We start from the raw sequence: 16,445 nt of genomic DNA, 5'->3' as shown, positions 1-16,445 counted from the left end.
CGTTGGTGTCGATGGCTGTTGTGAAGGATGTCGCAGCGGCAACTTTGGAGTCAACGGCAACTTTGTCTGCACCGGTAGCACCACCGAGGATGGCCAGAGCGGCTTGACCCAGTGTGACTTTGCCGTTGAGCAGTTGGCCTGTCCAGTAGTTGAGACCTGCTACGTCAGCTTTGTGGCCAAACAGGTTGTTGTAGATGGTGTTGACGGTGTCTTCTGTCGTTTTACCAGCGAATACTGTGGCGTATTCTGCTTGTTTGGAGAAGCTGTCGGCGATTTGGTTCAGTGTGAAACCTTGAGCCATCCAGTAAGCCAGACCATTTGGGTCTGCTGGGCGGTTGAAGTAGGCGATGTAAAGCTTTTGGATATCAGCAGATGTGTTGGCCATTTAGAATTCCAGACAAAATTTACAAACTAGATTTACAAAGAAGACTTAGAAACAAGAGAATGTTATTTAAATGCAAATTTAGCATTATTTATCAAGCCATTATAGAAAAGTTACATTTCCATGAGAAATGTTTTACTGTGGCTATGCCGTAAAATGTAACAATTGTTTAAATTCTGTATCACTTATGCACAAAATTTATGCATTTTGATTGAATTTTTACAAATCATGCCCGGATTTTCATGAAATTTTGCGATTGAGCCTGACCCAGGGTCAGGCTTTATGATCGGCTGTGATCAATATCTGTAATCAAATTCATCATCAGCAGCAAAACAGGGACACACGCATACAATGAAACTGAAAATAGGTGAACTGGCAAAGCGCACTGGCCTGACCGTGCGTGCGCTGCACCACTACGACAAGATAGGCTTGCTGTGCCCGACGGCGCGGGCTGACAACACTTACCGTTTGTACGGCGATGAAGACGTGTTGCGACTATACCGCATACAGGCTTTGCGCCGTTTGCAACTGTCACTGGAAGAAATACGGGCGATACTGGATGATCAAAGCGTCAGCATAGGCGACATTGTCCGGCAGCAAATCAGTCTGATGGAAAAACAGGCGCGCGAGGCTTTGGCCTTGCGTGATCATTTGCTCCACCTGTCTGCGCATCTGGAAGGAGCGCAGTTACCTGTCGTTGATGACTGGCTGACTGCACTGGAAATGACTGTACACAGCGAAAAATATTTTACAGCAGCCGAACTTGCGGCTTTGCGACGACAACGTGCAAGCATGGGGACGATAGATACTGCGGATAAATCTGCCCTCATCCACGCCTTGCATGAGTTAATGGAAAAACAGGTGTCGCCACAGGATGCGCTGGCGCAATCATTGAGTCAGCGCTGGCTGCGATGCATGCAGGATGAAAGCGGTGGTGATGCAGCAATACTGATCAAGTTTTATCAAATGCAAAGCGAAGAAAAAGCACTGCAATTATTTTCCGGACTGGATCAGCCTACGCTTGACTACATGGTGCGCGCCCTGGCCTGTGCCACCCTGCCCTTGTATGCAGCTTACTGCGACGTGGTTGAAATGGAGATTTTGCGCGAGCATAGTGTGACAGATGCGGCAGCATGGCCAGCACTGATCGCAACTTTGCAGCTGGAATGTACGGCAGGTACGCGCACCAACCACCCCAAAGTGCAGGAACTGGCAGAAGCCTGGCAATCCCTATCGCTGAAAAAAGCAGGCAATAGCATCAGCCTGCAAAAGAAAATCCAGCAGGCTTTTGCTGAGCAGCCGGCATTGCGCATGGGTATCGACCAGCGTCTGTTCAACTATCTGCAGTCGGCTTTGCAAAACCTGAGCAGCCATCAAACCAAACTGGCGATGGCGCGATAAAATGCCTGTTTTAGTTTTTTGCTTATTCTCATCATGAGTCAGTCAAGCATACAAGCGAGTCACCTGCAAGCCGCCACCATTCTGCTTGAGCGGCGGCAAAATGGCACGCAAGGTGATGCCCTGCCTGCGCCAATTCGTCCAGATAATCTGGTGACAGCATTTGCAATACAGTGCGCACTCAGCGAGCTCATTGATGTTCCTGTCGCTGCTTGGAAATGCGGCCTGCCTACGTCTGCTGCGCCAGATAAGTGGGTGCTGGCACCGATCTATGCCAGTGACGTGCACGAAGCCAGCGAGCACACTTGCAAGGTCTGGGCCAGAGAGGGTCAGATCAAAATAGAACCAGAACTGGCCTTCATCCTGGCGCATGATTTACCCGCCAGGGCTGCACCCTACACGCCAGCAGATGTGGATGCTGCGGTGGCGGGAACCAGGCTGGCTCTGGAATTGATTGATAGCCGTTATACGCACCCGGAGCAGTTGACTTTTTATGACCATTTTGCGGATGGCTTATTTAATCAGGGCTTGTTGCTCGGCCCTGCAGTTGATACTCAACTGGCACAGCAAACCACCCAGCTATCCATAACGCTAAGTATTGCTGGCCAACCAGACATCTCGCTGGATGGACAACACCCTGCTGGCATGCCGCGCCTGCCCCTGTATTGGCTGGCAGAATTCTTGCGGAGCAAAGGCCTGGGTCTGCAAGCAGGCCAGGCTGTCATTACCGGATCATATGCAGGCAGCCCGACCGTGCCTGTTGGCACAGATATCCAGGTGCAGTTTGGTGAACTGGATTTGATACGGGCTGCCTTTGAAGGAAAATAAACCAGCTCCGCGTGGCTTGCCTGAAGTAACAGGACATTTCCGCCCGCGTATCACTTTGCAAACCCTGCACAGAGGCGATGGCTTGCTGGGTATGAAACCCAGCGGTGACTTTGGGCCGCGTGGTGGCAGTGTCACGGTGGTGGAAATCGACTGGCTGTATCACACAGACAGCGGCCTGCGCTGGCAAACCCCGGCACCCACTGCCTTGCTGAACCGCAGGCCGCATTCCACGCAACTGCTGCATGATGACGATGGTAAGCCACTGAGCCTGCTACGTGATCTGGGTGAAGAAGCGGATGCACTCGACAAGGTCTGGGATATCGCCCTGCAACCCCTGCCAGCAGCCAGCCTGCAATGGCGTAACGACAGCATTGCAGAAAATTTTGGCCCGCTCTGGAGTCTGGTACAAGAAGGATTTTTTGCCGACTTTTGGGCAGAGAAATTGCCGGAGATGCAGGCGCTGGGCTGGCAAGTCGTGGTGCGCCCCGGTTTTGCGCATGAGAGCGTGCCTGTCGATGCCTGGCATCTGATTATTGATGAAAGTACGGGTGCCATCACTGGCAAGCAGGTGGCATCACGCATGCGTGGCCGTAACGAGATCATCACCCCGTTAGGCCTGCCTGCGCGTGAAGGTTCATGGATGCTGAGTCTGGGGATAGAAATCGAAGGCGAAGTGCTGGATCTCGTGCCCATGCTGGCGCACCTGTTGCAACGCGATACGCGCTGGCTGAATGCGAGGCAGATACGCCTGATTGATGACATGGCCGTCATACAATTGCGTGCACCCGGTGGCAAGCGCATTGACGCCATGGCAGCACCGCTGAAAGCCATCGTCATCCATATGCTGGACTTGCTGACTGACCGGCCACAGATGGAAGGACCAGTGGCCTTATCGGCCTGGGACAGCTACCGACTGGAAGCCTTGCGTGTCAGTCTGCTTGATAGCCAACCTGCGCGCGCGGGAGAATACGGTGGCTGGCAATTGCAGGGCGATATGGGCTTGCGCAGCCTGGCGCAACGCCTGAAGCAAGTTGGCGGCCCGCGTGCAGTCGCTGCGCCCGATGGCCTGGGCGTGACGCTGCGTCCGTATCAATTGCATGGCGTAGCCTGGTTGCAATACCTGCGCGAGCAGCATCTGGCGGGCATACTGGCAGATGATATGGGTCTGGGCAAAACCGCGCAGGTGCTCGCTCACTTGCTGATAGAAAAGCAGCAGGGCCGCATGGATATCCCTATCCTCATCGTGTTGCCAACTTCCTTGATTTTCAACTGGCAGGCCGAGGCTAAACGCATGGCCCCTGCCCTGCGTGTATTGACACTGCAAGGGCCAGAACGTGCAGACTTGTTTGCCGATATCAAACAGGCAGATGTGGTGCTGACGACTTACCCCTTGCTATGGCGCGATTTGGAAGTATTGAAGGCGCAGGAATTTCATTTACTGATCCTTGATGAAGCGCAAACAGTCAAGAACGCCGCCAGCCGCAGTGCCGATGCAGTACGCCAGATCAATGCGCGACACAGGCTGTGCATGACAGGCACGCCACTGGAAAATAATCTGGGCGAGCTATGGGCGCAGTTTGATTTTTTGATGCCGGGCTTTCTGGGCGACATGCGCAGTTTTTCACGCCTGTGGCGCAAACCCATAGAAGTCAATGGCGAAACCCTGCGGGCCCAGTTACTTGCACAGCGGGTGCGTCCGTTTATCCTGCGCAGGCGCAAGGATGAAGTGGCAACAGAGTTACCGCCCCGTACCGAAGTCATTAAGCGCCTGCGTCTGCAGGGCAAACAGCGCGAATTATATGAAAGCGTGCGTGTCGCGGCGGATGAACAGGTACGCCGCATTTTGCAACGCAAGGGCTTTGATGGGGCGCAGATCACGATACTTGATGCGCTGTTGAAGCTGCGCCAGGTCTGCTGCGATCCCGCCTTGCTGAAAGGCCAGAATCTGCCGCCAGAAATGGAAAGAGCCAAGCTGGAAATGCTGAGCGACATGCTGCCTGCGCTGGTGGAGGAAGGCCGCAGCATCCTCGTGTTCTCGCAATTTACTGAAATGCTGGAACTGATAGCCGCAGCTCTGAAGGATATGAGTCTGAATTATCTGATGCTGACTGGCAAAACTGCTACAGCAGACCGTGGTGCGGTAGTCGCCAGCTTCCAGGACAGGCAAGTACCCATCATGCTGATCAGCCTGAAGGCAGGCGGCGTCGGCCTGAACTTGACGGCGGCAGACACCATCATCCATATGGACCCATGGTGGAACCCTGCGGTAGAAGAGCAAGCCAATGCCCGCGCCCACCGCATAGGGCAGGAACAAGCCGTGTTCATCTATAAATTGCTGATCGAAGGCAGCATAGAGGAACGCATATTGGGCTTGCAGGCGCGCAAAGCCGCTCTCGCAGAAGGTGTGCTGGGCAGTGACACTGCTTTCGCCAGTAAATTCAGTGCAGAAGACTTGCAGGCCTTGCTGGCACCGTTGAGTGCCACTGCGATGTGAGGTCTGGGGTAACGTACGTGGAGACTTATGCAGTGACGTGCGCGATAATCTAAGACCTGAAGACACATATCCGGCACCCAGCAAAAACAGATTTTACGTTTCCAGTCTCTTTTATGTCAATTTTACAAATTTTGCCTTTTTGTACATTGACAAAAAAACACACTTAGCACATCTTGTTAGTAAGTGGCATTCAGGCATGTTAGGCTAGCAAATAATTCCATACGGCAATATTCATAACACCAGGCTTCACTTCCTTACCGATGTTGAAACGGCAGGTTTTTTATGATGACTACCTCGCGCAATCGCTATATCAGTATCGTCACGGTACTGTATCTGCTATTTGCGCTGGCGTGGATAATCTTGTCGGACAGCTTGCTGTCTAGCTTCAGCAATATCGCAGCAGTGACCTGGCTTTCGACGATCAAGGGAGTGTTCTTTGTCATTATCACGACATCCTTGTTTTTTTTGGCCATGCGGGCTGTGCCCCAATTTCCGTTTCATGATAAAGAAATTTCTGGCAGCCCTTTGCTGGAAGTGTTTTATCCACAATACAAAGTGCGCTGGCCCATCTATGTGATGGCGGTCGCCCTGCCCTTGTCTGTCTTGCTATTGCGTGTCGCCATGGCACCCAATTTTGAAAACAGACCCATGTTGATCATGTTTGTCTTGCCCATCATCCTGAGTGCGATGCTGGGTGGCCTGGGGCCAGGATTATTGTCTACCCTGATTGCCAGCCTGGGACTCAGCTATTTCGTCATTCCCCCATTGAACAGTTTTGCGATCAAAACTTCTCAGGATGTGCTGCAACTGGGCTTTCTTATTGTTAACGGTATCGCCGTCAGCTTGCTCAGTGAAGCGCTACGGCAATCCTTATCGAAGGCGCAGAATAGCCGCAATTTACTGGAAGCCATCATCAGCGGTACCCCGGACGCCATTTTCGTCAAGGACCTTAAGGGACGCTATGTCCTCGCCAATGAATCTGTCATCAAATTAGCCGGCAAACCTTTACATGAAGTCATAGGTCGGGATGACCATGCATTGTTCCCGCCAGAATCGGCACGCATGATTGCAGAAGTAGACCGTGCAGTTATCGCCAGCAAAGCAATACAGTCGCATGACGAATCCATCACTACCCTTGATGGCAAAGCCCTGGTATTCATGGTAACCAGGGGCCCCATGCTGGACAAGTTTGGCAAAGTGCAGGGTTTGTTTGGCATTGCCCGCAATATCACTGAGCGCAAGGAAGCTGAAGCCGCCTTAAAGGAAAGTGAAGCCGCCATGAAAGTGGCGCAGCGTCTGGCAGCAGTCGGTAGCTGGAACTGGGATGTACGCACTGACGTACATACCTGGTCGGAAGAAGTGTATTTGATCTATGGGCGCGACACATCCCTGCCACCGGCTGTCTATCCTGAGGTACAGCAATACTTCACGCCAGTGAGTTGGGCCAGGCTGGCAGATGCTGTTGAGCAAGCGATCAAGACATTTACACCTTATGCCTGTGATGCCGAGGTCGTCAGGCCAGACGGCAGCCATCGCTGGATCATCGCCCGTGGCGAAGCCTTGCAGGATGCAGAAGGAAAATTGATCAGGCTGCATGGCAGCGTACAAGATATCACTGACCGCAAGGTCGTCGCCATGCAATTGCAAGCCAGTGAAGAGCGTCTGCAAATGGCCATGGCTGCCACCAGTGAAGCGCTGTGGGACTGGGATGTACCCAGCAACAAGGTATATCGTTCGCAGCGTTATTTTGACATGACGGGCTATACGGAAAGTGAAGAGAGCCAGGACCCGGAATTTCTCAAACGTAAAATTCATCCTGAAGACTTGCCGATGGTCTTGCAACATATCGCTGACTACAATACCCCATACTGCGGCGATATCGATTTTGAATATCGTCTGCTGACCAAACAAGGTGAAGTCAAATGGGTGCATACACGCGGCCGCGTGGTTAGCCGTGATGCTGATGGCAAGGCTGTTCGTATCGTTGGAACGCTGGCTGACATCAATGAAAAAAAACTCATCGAAGCTGAATTGCGGAAAAGGGAGCAAAGACTGGAGCGCGTGATGCTAGGCTCAGACCTCGGTTATTGGGACTGGGATTTGCTCAGCAACACCTTCAAGGTCAGTGCCCGCTGGGAGACTATGCTGGGCTATGAACCTGGTGAAATGAATGTCAGCCCTGAACATTGGGCAGACCATATCCATCCAGACGATGTGAAGGCATCGCATATGTCACTCGACAGGCATATCAAGGGACAAACGGCCAGCCATGAGCTGGAGTTGCGCTTAAGGAGTAAATCCGGGGAGTGGCGCTGGATATTGACAAAGGGGGCAGTAGTAGCCTGGGACGAGCATGGCAAACCCCTCATCATGTCAGGCACCCATACCGACATCACTGAACAAAAAATGCTGGAACTGACGCAGCGTGAAGCAGCTACCGTGTTTTCCAGCAGCTTCGAGGGCATCATGGTGGTCAATCCCATGGGTTGTATCACCAAGATCAATCCAGCGTTTTCCCGCATCACGGGCTATACCGACAAAGAAGTCTATGGAAAATCAACCAGGATACTGGCATCTGGCCGTCACGCTGCCAGCTTTTATGCGGACATGTGGAAAGCGGTGAAAGAAGATGATTTCTGGCGTGGTGAAATCTGGAACAAGCGCAAGAATGGTGAAATATTTCCTGAGCTACTGTCCATCTCTGCTGTAAGGGATGCAATTGGTGAGATTCAGCACTATGTTGGTATCTTTACTGACATCAGTGAACTCAAGACCCATGAAGCCGAGCTGGACCGTATGGCGCATTATGATCCATTGACAGGCGCCCCTAACCGCCGTCTGCTGGCAGACCGTTTGAGCCAGGCTGTCAACCGTGCCAAACGCACCAATAAATCGCTGGCGGTCTGCTTTCTTGATCTGGATGGATTTAAAGAAATCAACGACAAATACGGACACGCCAGTGGCGACCGCTTGTTGATAGGCGTAACTGAAAACCTCAAGCATGTCTTGCGTGCTGACGATACTCTGGCTCGCCTCGGTGGTGATGAATTTGCGGTGCTACTGTCAGACATTTCTTCTGCCGAAGAAAGTGCCATGGTACTCGACCGCGTCCTGGCTGGCGTCAGCAAACCCATACAGATAGACTTAAAATCAATCAGCATCTCGGCCAGCATCGGTGTCAGCCTTTACCCCGACGATAATGTCGATGCCGACACCTTACTGCGGCATGCCGACCATGCCATGTACCAGGCCAAGGAAGCCGGGAAAAATCGTTATCATTTGTTTGACCCTGAAAATGACCGCAAGGCGCAGCAGCGCAGGCAAGTGCTGGAAAGGCTGGAGATTGCACTGGACCACGATGAATTCATACTCTACTACCAACCCAAGGTGGATTTGATCAGTGGCGAGATAGTCGGTGCAGAAGCCCTGATACGCTGGCAGCATCCTAACCGCGGCATACTGGCGCCTGGAGAGTTCTTGCCACATATCTATGGCAGCAAACTGGAAAAACCTTTGGGAGAATGGGTCATCAGGGCAGCGATACAGCAAGCCTATCACTGGCAATTGCGTGGCATTGCCGTCCGGGTCAGCGCCAATATCAGTGCCCATCATTTGCTGGCACCAGAGTTTTGCGATTATCTGCAAGCAGCCTTGCGGGTGCATCCTTACTTCCAGGCCAGTAATTTTGAACTGGAAGTATTGGAAACTGCCGCCATCGCCGATATGGAACAAGCTGTCGCCATTCTTAACCGCTGCCGCCAGCTAGGCATACATTTTTCACTCGATGATTTTGGTACCGGCTATTCGTCCCTGACCTACCTGCGCAAACTACCGGTAGATACGCTGAAGATAGACCAGAGCTTTGTGCGTGATATGCTGACCGATGTCGAAGACCTTGACATCGTCGAAGGCGTGATCCGTCTGGCAGGTGCTTTTGACCGTCAAGTCATTGCTGAGGGAGTAGAAACAATGGCGCATGGGGCCAAATTGCTGGAACTGGGATGCCGCCTCGCACAGGGCTATGGCATTGCCCGCCCCATGCCTGCAGACCAGTTCGTAGAATGGTCGGTACGCTGGAAATCAGAAGCGCGCTGGCGTGACTTGCGTACAAGACCCGCTCTGCAAGTCTTGCAGTAAACCGCTAGCACGCAAACAAAATGCACAGTTGATACTGACCGCGCTTACTTCTTGCGGAATACCAGATCCCATACACCATGACCAAGGCGCAAGCCACGGTTTTCAAATTTTGTCACAGGACGGTAATCAGGTCGCGGCGCATAGCCGTCAGCAGTATTTTCCAGTGTGGGTTCCGCGCTCAATACTTCCAGCATCTGCACTGCATAGTCTTCCCAGTCAGTAGCGCAGTGCAGATAGCCGCCAGGTGCCAGACGAGAGGCCAGCAAGGCCACCAGCGGGCCCTGTATCAGGCGACGCTTGTTATGACGTGCCTTGTGCCATGGATCAGGGAAAAACACGTGTATGCCATGCAGAGAGGCTGGCGTGATCATGTTTGTCAGCACTTCAAAGGCATCATGCTGGATGATGCGCTGATTTTGCAAACCCAATTCGTCCGTCAGCTTGAGCAGGCTACCCACACCCGGCGTGTGTACCTCAACGCCGATGAAATTTTTCTCTGGCATGCCAGCAGAAATTTTGGCACTGGTCTCCCCCATGCCAAACCCAATCTCAAACACGGTCGGCGCATTACGGCCAAATACCGCATCCACATCCAGCAGCGCTTTTTGGTAAGGGATGCAAAAACGCGGGCTCAGGCTTTCTATCGCCCTGGCCTGGGCATCAGACAAGCGTCCGGCACGGGTGACAAAGCTACGGATGCGGCGCTCGGTAGGGTCATAAAACATCGGCTTGGCACCGTCAGCAGGTTTGGAATCAGACATACGGGAAATCAACAAAGTGGAAGAGTTTCAGATACGAAATAAGGGAGGAAAAGAAGCAAAAACTACAACAATCATTTGCATAACGCCACATCGGCCAACTTTATAAAGCCAACCCGTATTTCTCGAAATACCGCATTTTAACAGATGGCCGAATCACTTAACATCGATTAAACCAGCGCCCCAAAAGCGGCGCATGGTCGCCAAACCCGCTATCCAAAAGCTTTGACGCTCGTAGCCCCGCCAAATCAACGTCTCAATACCGGCTGAATAATGGCAGCTTAATCAAGCCCTCAATCTTGCGCCCATCGACTGTCAGGTATTAATGGTGCATCACAATAATGACATTTCTTTGGAAACAATAGTGTCTCATCAGCCTCAATGATTGCGGTATTTTATTGCGCCTTGGGCAACGATATCGAGACAGGCAATAAGATACTCCTGAGGCAATCGCTACTGCATTGAATAAAACAAAACCACTGCTTTCATAATCAACTTTGAATATGTTAAAAATACGCAAGCATAGGTACGTAAGAGCAAAATTACCAAATACGCCCATAAATATAAGAAACACTGCGATGGAATGTCTTTTCGCAAAGCTGCGTTTACTCAGTTCGGGATCATCACTCCCTCAATGATTTTTCTACCACGTGTTTAATGGCCTCATTTCTGCTCATTCCTTCTTTTGTATGCAAATTCCATAATATTCAACTTTGCCTCAGCCTGAGCCTTAAGCGCAGCGGGAGAAACTGTCATACTTGGTTTTACTTCGAAAAAACCGCCCTTATTGCCGTCATTGTTTGAGTATACTCCGCCAGACATTGCGCCTTCAACACCAACCGGTCCTAAACCAACACCTAAAGTCAAACTAGGGCCAACTCTAAAATCGCCGGGCAACTGTTTTTGTCCATAATTAAGAAAATCAAGATCATTTTTCCAATTACCACCAGGTCCTCTCAAGATATCTTTATTTATTTTTTTGCTGCCTAAATGTGCGTGCCCTCCTGCCCCAACTCCCAAGCCTAGCTTGACATCAGTGACACGATTATTTTCCAGACCCAACTCAAACTCTCCACCAAGACCCATATACAAACCAGCACCGTAACTACCATCTGGTAAGCGGCTCGTGCCGCTGGGAATGCCTGCCTGTGCTTCACCAGTACCCCATCCAGGATAAAACGGATTCACGGGAATACTCCTGTAACTGGAGGAGGCGCCTTCTATCCGCACATTCGCCAAGCGATTCCGTTCTGCATTCGCTGCATACAGATGCGCTTGTGCGTCTCTCTGATACTCGTCTGCTGCAGATTTCATGCCTTGTGAGCGAGCCCAGTTTGCTGCATTAAATAAGGTATCAGCTCTGGAAAAAAGCACTTCTGGCGGCAAGGGTCCAGATTTAATCTCCGGCTTATCAACTGGCTTGACTTTCAACTTTCTGGAAACCAAAGGAACGGCTTGAGGCTTGTAATTATCGTCAACTTCACGTCCGTCTAAACGAGTATTGTCATAATGATCGTCTGGAATACCCGGACTTACGCGTGCATCGTTACGACCATTGTCTGGCTCATTATCTACAATATAATCCCCGTCATTACTGTCATTCAACAACAGTGTCTGAGCGCGATCTGATAAATTTTTGGAATAGGAATCAAGGCGATTGTCAGGTCCGTTCATAGCCAACAGTCCACGAACCACTGTTGGAATGGCACCTCCTCCAATTAGATTGAGATCATCGTTTCGGGGATAATCGTCAGGATTTTGATCGTAAGATTGTGGAGAACGAAGAAAAATTGGCTGCTCCCAATCGTGCCCGGGGATAACCGACGGGAGTACCGCATTATTACTGCCATCGTCAGAGTCTGGCGACGTGTAAGCCCAAGCTTGACGCACAACTGCGTTTGCAGGCAGCACAGCTGATTTTGAATCAAGCCTGCTCAGGTCATCCAGATAATCGTTATTATCATAAAGTCTTAAATCTCTCTGATACGGGTCATACAATTCAAGTTCATCATCTTTAAATGGCTTATATATACTCATTATTCTCTCTTGAGATTGATTGCTGCATACAGTTGCATATGCAGCTCAAGTTTTTCTCTGCGTCGATAGGGCAGGCAAAAAAAATTTTGCCTGTCGACATGCATGATTAAAACTTGGGGGAAGTTATGTTTACTCGGCTACGCTAAATGCGCAAAGCAAGCAGAATGAAAATGGGGCGGAGCACTCATGTTCATGTCGCCCGCCTTACGATGACTGTTTTGCTGGTATCGTCCAGATACAACAAATTCAAGCGAATGAATTCGCCTGACTCATAGATATTGCACGCTGCAAATCCTGCGAAAACCTCAGTTTTATCGCTTCGTTAGCACGGACGTAATCGTGTCAGTTTTTTTACCCTCAGTTACTCTTGTAACCAGGCATTGACTAGACATTGGTCAGAAGATGACTTTGTAGAGCCTCTTTGAACCTCTAAACAAAGATGAAGTTGTCGCCCAAATAGTCCTTGAACTGATCCGGACCCATTTCAAACTGACGCAAGCTATCGGGGCTTGGACCGTTTTTGACCCGATTCACTTTCCGTCAGAATAAGCTGCATACGACATTCAGATTGGCGTATCGAACCCTATGTGGTTTTCAATTGCATTTCTTTGATTTTATCGACCCAAGCCATGATCTTGTCGCGTATTGGAAAATTATCCTCGATAAAACCTGGGCGTGAGCTCTCTACAAAGTGAAAGCTCCCGTCACCATCGAGCCTGTGAAAATTACGGATTGTGCCACTTAAAGCAGCATTTATCGCCATAAATCGCCACCAGATCGGTGGCCAGAAACGATCATTTAACAAGGGTTCAATTATTTCCAGATCTGAATTTATCCACTTGATTGGAACCCATTTATGTTCATCCCCGAGGCTTAACAAGTATGACCGCAACGCCCTCAGCTCATTGAGTATCGAAGCTATTTCCTGCAATCTTTTATCCAATTTCATTTACTCCATGGAGTTGATTTTGTAGAAATTTCGGAAAATGGGATCACTTTCCTGGAGTCAGGTACGTAAATTTGATAGCCGCCTCCGGGTTGTAACCAGCCATATCGGAATTTAGATCCCAAAATTGCTCTTTCCGTATGGTGGCCTGTTATTGCCTGAGGAGCGGCTTCTCCACCCCACGCCCATCCGCCTTTAGGTGTCCAACTTCCTTCCACAGTACCATCATTACCCCATTCGTTCAATATTGCATATTTGTTCCGCCATTTTCCCAAGCTCTTGGGAGGTGGCTCTGTAGCCCAATATGCACCAACCGGTGAGGTTCTCACATTGTCTGATACACGATACAGCGTTTTTCCACCCACATAAACTGGCTCCGCAGAAGTGAAGTTTGGCGTTTGGTTCGAAGGAAGTGACTCCAGCAATCTACCTGGACTGACCATTGGATCTGTCGTCTCTATCTCAGGGCGCACTTTGTAAAACCCTAATTCTGCACCAGCTTCTGGCGCAAACTTGCGTTGAATTGCCTTACTTGTAGCGAAGCCCGCCGTAACACCGCCGGCATTTTCCGCTACGTCACCCCATCGCCCATCAAGAGCAGCACCAGCCATATCATAACTTGTCAACCCGGTTCCTAACACTTGCCCCACAACAGGAATGCCAGTTACAGACCGTAATGCAACTTCGCCCTTGCCCATCCCAGCTTCATAATTTTTTCCTATTGAACTTAGCCATTTCGGTTCGTATCGATCACCTGAAGCCAGTCCCAAAGCCACCTGTCCTAAATCTATTGTATTTGCAACTGGCTGCCAAACTGTATCCAGCAGTCCATTTCCTACGCCTTTTGCGAAGCGACGACTTAGATTACCAGGGGTCACCAGGTTTTCATTTGTATGGGATTTTTCATCACCGACAAGCGAAGAGTTACTGGCTTGAGAAAGGCGAGCATCCGTATAAAGCCCAAGTCGTGCCGCGTTTTCTAAACTTGGCCGGCGATCGGCTGCTGCCATTGTCATCTGATAATAAGGGTCAGCATTCTTCTCTGCTTGTGATGCTTTCCACAAATAACCATTGGTCAACGGATCATTTTGTGTAGCCTCTCTGCGCTTTTGAACAAAATAATCATTTCTGGCCAAATAATCCTTGAGTTGCTCCGGGTTCACATCAACCTGATGCAGCCTGTCTATGCTTGGGCTGTTAATTACCCGATTCACATCCAGTTGATGTGCGCTGCGCAAACCATTCAGGCTGGCATATTGAATCAACTCGCCTGCGCTTGGTGTATAGCCATAGTTCTTTTTGAACAGTGCCGTCATGGTGTCGCCAGCACGGCTCATATCTCTCCCGTCAAAGGCACCAGTTTGATAGCCAGCTTTTTCTGATCGCAAGAAATTGGACTTGGCAAGTTCAGTATCGTCATCTATCGCGCCCCGTTCTGGCGGGGCGACGGGAATCACTGCAATGCTGTCAGAGACAGGTAATCGATAGCCAAAATCACGCTGCGCTTCAGTATAAGCCGGTAGCATTCTAGAGTTAAATCTCGGGTCGCTCAGCATATACAAAGAACTGGCGTCGTCATCAAGTTTCAAGCTCTTATATTGTTCAGTAAATTCTGAATCATCTTCGTCAGGATTGTAAAGCATGTCTTCCTCTTGATATTGGTTGTGACTTGCGCTTGCATGCCACCGACAGGTTAAAGTGACGTGTACCGACAGAACAGGCGTACAGCATCCTGCCTGTCGGCATGGTTTTTAAAAAGTCAGGAATTTGTGTTATGAGAAACGAAAGTAAAAACAAGCAGAAGGTTTGCTCGTCAAGCTAAGTCACTGTGATTACATGGCAGATTTGATCAGGCCGGACGCTTCGTCGCTGCGACCAGGTCATTGAACAGGCCACTGACATAGGGCCAGGCCTGTTCAATCTGGGCTTCTATGCCAAGACCGGTGGCAATGAAGTTGCGTGCGATCAGCGCGTTGTTGTTGCCTGCTGTGGCGGGAATGAGATTTTCTATGTCAAGTATCAGCTTTCTGATTTGCTCTTTATGTTCGGCCAGAAAGGCGATGACTTGCAAGATGGTGCTTGCTATTTGCAGCATAATACTATCCTTTAGATTTTACACTGATGGGTAATGGTGAGTCCTTTGACAGCCTTGAGATAGTCGCGCGCCGTGTCAGCCGCGGAATGTGGTGTCGAGCCCGGCAAGGGGGTTATCGCTGTCTGCCATTGCGGACTGAGGCTGGTGCTGCACTTCGCCTGTTGCCACAGATGCTGATATTGATGGCACGCCATCGCTGAAGCTATGATCTTCGATTGGAGCATGCTGACTGGCTTTTGCCGGCAATAGACCGGCTCGTTTAGAAGTAATGACGGGGAGCACGATGCCAACAAGGGTAACAATACCAACAGCCAGGCCATTGAGTTGCTCTGGTGTGATGGCGACATGGATGCCAAAGGCATCGCCAAATTGCGCCAACGCGCCCATGGCTGCGGCCAGGGCTGCGACCGAGATGCCACGATTTTTCCAGGCTTCCACATTGCTGACCTCGCTTCCTTTGCGGAACAAGTTGATGACTGCATTAACTTTTTCAAGCATGATCGCTCTCCCATAAGACGTTGTTTGCCAGACGATTCATCCAGCCAGCGCCAAATGTGGGCCAGTTGGATAATTTGGTATAAAACTTGATGCGATAAGCCAGCATGCGCCTGGCCAGTTTGTCGGGAGTGATACTGGCAACTGCGGCCAGGGTAACGGGGCCGATGATGCCATCTTCTGCAATATCAAGGGCGCGTTGCAGCAGTCTGGCTGCTGTGCCAGTACCGCAATTGACGGCACAATCAAAAAATTCAAAAGCGATAGTCAGCGGAAATTGATCCAGTTGATGGGCATCCCAAAAGTCACGCTTGTACAGCGCCCTGGCTTGCTCCAAAGTGAGCGCTGCAATATCTAGTTTTGGGTAGCTGCGCTGACTGATGCCAAACCGCGTCAGTTTGCCATTGTCCAGAGGGTGATTGCTGGTACCGCCTTCGTTTTTCAGCACCGGGGCAATACAGAGATCAAAGTTGTTCATGCTGATGTTCCTTCCATCGTTGTTCTGCTTCCTGTCGTTCTATTTCTGCTGTCTGCAGACTGACCCAGCGCTGGCGCAGCAGGATCAGTGAAATGGCTATGCCTATGAGCATGGATGCAATCGACAAATAGCCCTGAATTTCGGCTATTGAAGTCACGGGAGCAATTGCTGTCGTAATCGCCGGCACTGCCAGGGCAGTTTTCGGGTTATTGGTAACCGCCTCAGCCACCTGGCTGGCGGCAGTTTTGGCATGTTCGGGAATATTCATGAGTAAAGCTCTTGTAAATAAGAGGACGTCTATAAGGAGGAAGAAAGTAAAGTGGAATCGATAGGTAATACTCTCTCTACGCTCAAAAAGGGGTTTGCATGAATTTGATGCACGATAAGGTAATCAAAT

13 protein-coding genes are annotated in these 16,445 nt (G+C 50.4%); 4 read left to right on the top strand and 9 right to left on the bottom strand.

Annotation, left to right across the window (positions count from 1 at the left end):
* Positions 1-385 (bottom strand): DUF4214 domain-containing protein (locus ACO0LI_RS24330; protein WP_423035906.1); only part of this gene is annotated, 385 nt, incomplete at its 3' end.
* A gap of 348 nt (positions 386-733) precedes the next feature.
* Here ACO0LI_RS24330 and ACO0LI_RS24325 point away from each other — a divergent pair.
* From ACO0LI_RS24325 to ACO0LI_RS24310, 4 genes are all read left to right on the top strand, one after another.
* Positions 734-1,783, top strand: a complete 1,050-nt coding sequence (locus tag ACO0LI_RS24325) for a MerR family transcriptional regulator (protein WP_423035904.1) — start codon at positions 734-736, stop codon at positions 1,781-1,783.
* A gap of 33 nt (positions 1,784-1,816) precedes the next feature.
* The gene (locus tag ACO0LI_RS24320) at positions 1,817-2,608 is read left to right on the top strand and encodes a fumarylacetoacetate hydrolase family protein (protein ID WP_423035902.1); all 792 of its coding nucleotides are present in this window, start codon (positions 1,817-1,819) and stop codon (positions 2,606-2,608) included.
* The gene (locus tag ACO0LI_RS24315; RefSeq protein WP_423035900.1) at positions 2,595-5,102 is read left to right on the top strand and encodes a DEAD/DEAH box helicase; all 2,508 of its coding nucleotides are present in this window, start codon (positions 2,595-2,597) and stop codon (positions 5,100-5,102) included. The genes ACO0LI_RS24320 and ACO0LI_RS24315 overlap by 14 nt, the downstream gene beginning before the upstream one ends.
* Positions 5,103-5,384: 282 nt before the next feature.
* Positions 5,385-9,239 carry an EAL domain-containing protein gene (locus ACO0LI_RS24310; protein WP_423035898.1) on the top strand — a complete coding sequence of 1,285 codons (3,855 nt, stop codon included), beginning with the start codon at positions 5,385-5,387 and terminating at the stop codon, positions 9,237-9,239.
* A gap of 44 nt (positions 9,240-9,283) precedes the next feature.
* Here ACO0LI_RS24310 and trmB read toward each other — a convergent pair whose 3' ends face one another.
* The 8 genes from trmB to ACO0LI_RS24270 form a co-directional block, all read right to left on the bottom strand.
* Positions 9,284-10,000 (bottom strand): tRNA (guanosine(46)-N7)-methyltransferase TrmB, encoded by a 717-nt coding sequence (gene trmB / locus ACO0LI_RS24305; protein WP_423035896.1) that lies wholly within the window; start codon positions 9,998-10,000, stop codon positions 9,284-9,286.
* A gap of 660 nt (positions 10,001-10,660) precedes the next feature.
* On the bottom strand, positions 10,661-12,034 hold the full coding sequence (locus tag ACO0LI_RS24300; protein ID WP_423035894.1) for a hypothetical protein: 1,374 nt from the start codon (positions 12,032-12,034) through the stop codon (positions 10,661-10,663).
* A 583-nt stretch (positions 12,035-12,617) separates the two neighbouring features.
* Positions 12,618-12,983, bottom strand: coding sequence for a hypothetical protein (locus ACO0LI_RS24295; protein ID WP_423035892.1), 366 nt, complete (start codon positions 12,981-12,983; stop codon positions 12,618-12,620).
* Positions 12,980-14,623: a hypothetical protein gene (locus ACO0LI_RS24290; protein WP_423035890.1), complete on the bottom strand. Its 1,644-nt coding sequence runs from the start codon at positions 14,621-14,623 to the stop codon at positions 12,980-12,982. Before ACO0LI_RS24290 ends, ACO0LI_RS24295 begins: the two co-directional genes overlap by 4 nt.
* 206 nt (positions 14,624-14,829) lie before the next feature.
* Positions 14,830-15,075, bottom strand: coding sequence for a hypothetical protein (locus ACO0LI_RS24285; protein WP_423035888.1), 246 nt, complete (start codon positions 15,073-15,075; stop codon positions 14,830-14,832).
* Between the two features lie 75 nt (positions 15,076-15,150).
* Positions 15,151-15,573 carry a hypothetical protein gene (locus ACO0LI_RS24280; RefSeq protein WP_422953794.1) on the bottom strand — a complete coding sequence of 141 codons (423 nt, stop codon included), beginning with the start codon at positions 15,571-15,573 and terminating at the stop codon, positions 15,151-15,153.
* The gene (locus ACO0LI_RS24275) at positions 15,566-16,048 is read right to left on the bottom strand and encodes a glycoside hydrolase family 108 protein (protein WP_423035886.1); all 483 of its coding nucleotides are present in this window, start codon (positions 16,046-16,048) and stop codon (positions 15,566-15,568) included. Before ACO0LI_RS24275 ends, ACO0LI_RS24280 begins: the two co-directional genes overlap by 8 nt.
* Positions 16,035-16,316 carry a hypothetical protein gene (locus ACO0LI_RS24270; protein ID WP_422953796.1) on the bottom strand — a complete coding sequence of 94 codons (282 nt, stop codon included), beginning with the start codon at positions 16,314-16,316 and terminating at the stop codon, positions 16,035-16,037. Before ACO0LI_RS24270 ends, ACO0LI_RS24275 begins: the two co-directional genes overlap by 14 nt.
* Between the last annotated feature and the right edge of the window lie 129 nt (positions 16,317-16,445).

Source organism: Undibacterium sp. Tian12W, from assembly GCF_049339405.1.
GTDB lineage: Bacteria > Pseudomonadota > Gammaproteobacteria > Burkholderiales > Burkholderiaceae_D > Undibacterium.
Note: the sequence above shows the minus strand (reverse complement) of the source record. Positions and strands in the feature narration are given on the sequence as shown.

Coding starts and splice junctions, on each gene's coding strand:
- ACO0LI_RS24325 (WP_423035904.1), top strand. CDS start 734: ATGAAACTGAAAATAGGTGAACTGGCAAAGCGCACTGGCCTGACCGTG.
- ACO0LI_RS24320 (WP_423035902.1), top strand. CDS start 1,817: ATGAGTCAGTCAAGCATACAAGCGAGTCACCTGCAAGCCGCCACCATT.
- ACO0LI_RS24310 (WP_423035898.1), top strand. CDS start 5,385: ATGATGACTACCTCGCGCAATCGCTATATCAGTATCGTCACGGTACTG.
- trmB (WP_423035896.1), bottom strand. CDS start 10,000: ATGTCTGATTCCAAACCTGCTGACGGTGCCAAGCCGATGTTTTATGAC.
- ACO0LI_RS24300 (WP_423035894.1), bottom strand. CDS start 12,034: ATGAGTATATATAAGCCATTTAAAGATGATGAACTTGAATTGTATGAC.
- ACO0LI_RS24295 (WP_423035892.1), bottom strand. CDS start 12,983: ATGAAATTGGATAAAAGATTGCAGGAAATAGCTTCGATACTCAATGAG.
- ACO0LI_RS24290 (WP_423035890.1), bottom strand. CDS start 14,623: ATGCTTTACAATCCTGACGAAGATGATTCAGAATTTACTGAACAATAT.
- ACO0LI_RS24285 (WP_423035888.1), bottom strand. CDS start 15,075: ATGCTGCAAATAGCAAGCACCATCTTGCAAGTCATCGCCTTTCTGGCC.
- ACO0LI_RS24280 (WP_422953794.1), bottom strand. CDS start 15,573: ATGCTTGAAAAAGTTAATGCAGTCATCAACTTGTTCCGCAAAGGAAGC.
- ACO0LI_RS24275 (WP_423035886.1), bottom strand. CDS start 16,048: ATGAACAACTTTGATCTCTGTATTGCCCCGGTGCTGAAAAACGAAGGC.
- ACO0LI_RS24270 (WP_422953796.1), bottom strand. CDS start 16,316: ATGAATATTCCCGAACATGCCAAAACTGCCGCCAGCCAGGTGGCTGAG.